This window comes from Streptomyces sp. NPDC126497 (assembly GCF_040302425.1).
Lineage (GTDB): Bacteria > Actinomycetota > Actinomycetes > Streptomycetales > Streptomycetaceae > Streptomyces.
Window position 1 is genome coordinate 1 of the sequence record NZ_JBEORT010000210.1, and the last position, 2,528, is coordinate 2,528.

Consider the following 2,528-nt stretch of genomic DNA (forward strand, 5'->3'; position numbering starts at 1 on the left):
CGCGCCAGACCCGCCCCCGCCACATACAACTCCCCCGCAACCCCCACCGGCACCGGACGCAACGCACCATCCAGCACATACACCCGCGTATTCGCGATCGGAGAACCGATCGGCACGGACTGCGTGTCCTCGGGCAGTTCCGGGATGGCGTAGGTGCAGGCGAACGTGGTGGTCTCGGTGGGTCCGTACCCGTTCACCACCTGTAGTCCGGGCACCGCGGCCTGCGCTTCCCGCACGTGCCGTGCCGACAACGCCTCGCCGCCGACCAGCACGCATGCCAGTCCCGCCAGCGCACTCGGGTCCTCATCGACGACTGTGTTGAAGAGCGCAGCGGTCAACCACAGGTTGCGGATGCCCTTCTCGGAGATCAGCGACCGGAGTTCCGCCAAACCGACCGCGCCGGGAGGCGCGATCACCAGGCGGCCGCCATGCACCAGCGTGCCCCACAACTCGAAGGTCGAGGCGTCGAACGCCAGCGGCGCAAGCAGGAGGTGCACACTCCGCTCGCTGAACTCGGCGTACTGCTGCCCCCACACCAGCCGAACCACGGCACGGTGCTCCACCATCACGCCCTTGGGCAGCCCCGCCGATCCGGACGTGAACATCACGTAGGCGGCGTCACCTGCGGCCACGGTCACTGTCGGATCCTCGCTCGGGAAGGAGGATTCATCGACACTCTCGACCGGTACGACCACGCCATCGAAGTCCGTCAGGAGGTCGGCCAGTCCTCCCTGGCTCACGACGACCTGGACATCGGCATCACGCATCATGGACGCCAACCTGGCGGAGGGGTAGTCCGTGTCCAGCGGTACGTAACCCGCGCCGGCCTTCCAGACGCCCAGCAGCGCGGCCACTGCATCAGGTCCGCGCTCCAGGCACACTCCGACCAGTGCTCCCCTGCGTACACCGGCCGCGATGAGCGCGTGCGCGATCTGATTGGCTCGCGCGTTGAGCTGCCGGTACGAGAGGTGCACGGCTCCGAACTCCACTGCCACGGCGTCCGGACGCAGCCGCGCCTGTTCGGCGACCAAGGTGTGAACACCCTGCTCCGGCAGCTCCGCCGTGGTGTCGTTCCAGCCTTCGAGGAGTCGGTTCTGTTCGGTGGTGTCGAGGATGTCCACCGTGGACAGGAGGCCGTGGGGGTCGTCCTCCAGCGCGGTCACGAGGTTGTCGACGCAGGTGTGCAGCAGCCGGCACACGGCCTGCCCGTCGACCGGGCCCACCGCGTCCACGGTCAGTCCGAACCTGGACTCCAGGTCGTCCACCGCCACGGTCACCGGGTAGTTCGTCGCCTCGCGCATGGAGACCGTGACGATGCCCCTGGGCGCGGTGGCGGCTTCCGGTGCGGGCGCCGCCTGCGGGCGCCTGCCGTGCCGGTAGTTGAACAGTGAGGTGAACAGCGGGCTGCCGTTCGGGACCCTGCTGGCCTGCTGTGCCAGGGTCAGCGGGGCGTGCTCGTGCACCAGCAGCTCCGCCAGCTGATTGCGCACGTCCTCCAGCGCGGTGGTGACGCCGACCGCATCCACTCGGACGCGGACCGGCAGCGTGTTGATGAACAATCCCGGCACCCGGTCCGCGCCCACGCCGGCGTTCATGCGCCCGAACAGCACGGTGCCGAAGACGACGTCGTCACGGCCGCTGACCGTGGCCAGCACCCTCGCCCACGCCAGGTGGAACACGCTGGCCGGACTCACTCCGAGTGAGCGGGCGACGTCACGTACCCGCCGGCCGAGCTCCTCCTCCACCCGCAGGTGGGAGCGCTTGACGTCGCTGCCGTCACCGTGCACGTCGAGCAGGCCGTAGGGGGCGGTGGTCTCCTCCACGTCCCCGAGCAGGCCGGTGAAGTAGCGCTCGTGCTCCTCGCGCGTCACACCCAGCCGGGCCTGCGCCACGAAGTTGCGGAAGGGCAGCGGCTCGGGCAGGGACTCCTCCCGCCCCGACAGGAACGCCCTCATCTCTTCGAGCAGCACGTCCTGGGTGGTGTGGTCCTGGACCAGGTGGTGCATCCGCAGCAACGCCAGCCATCCACCGTCCCCGCCCGGCTGCGCGGCGATGTGCACGTCGATCAGCGGCGCACGGCCGATGTCCATCCTCGAGCCGACCACCGCAGTCAGCTGCTCCACCGCGGCAGAGCCCTCAACAGTCAACTCGACGGAGTTGACAGGGAGTTCGGCCTGGCGGATCACGACCTGGACCGGTTCGCGCAGCTGCTCCCACACGATCGCGGTGCGGTAGATGTCGTGCCGGTCCACCACCCGCTGCAACGCGCCGAGGAAGGCCTCCAGCCGTTCCCGCGAGTCGAAGCGGAGCACCCGCGGCACCACATACGCATCCGCACCGCCTCCATCGGCCTGCAGCAGATGGTGGAAGAACAGGCCCTCCTGCAGCGGGGCGAGCGGATAGACGTCGGCGATGTTGGCCGCGCCGCCCGGGATCCGCCCGACCACATGCGCCAGCTCGGCCTCGTCCAGCTCGACCAGCGGCAGCATCTCCGGGGTGATGTGCTCGGCGCCGGGCGGGATGCGGTT

The 2,528-nt window shown here is 69.4% G+C and carries 1 protein-coding gene; it reads right to left on the reverse strand.

What is annotated here, in order from left to right:
* On the reverse strand, positions 1 to 2,528 hold a 2,528-nt coding region (locus ABTY20_RS35070), incomplete at both ends, for an AMP-binding protein (RefSeq protein ID WP_352001186.1).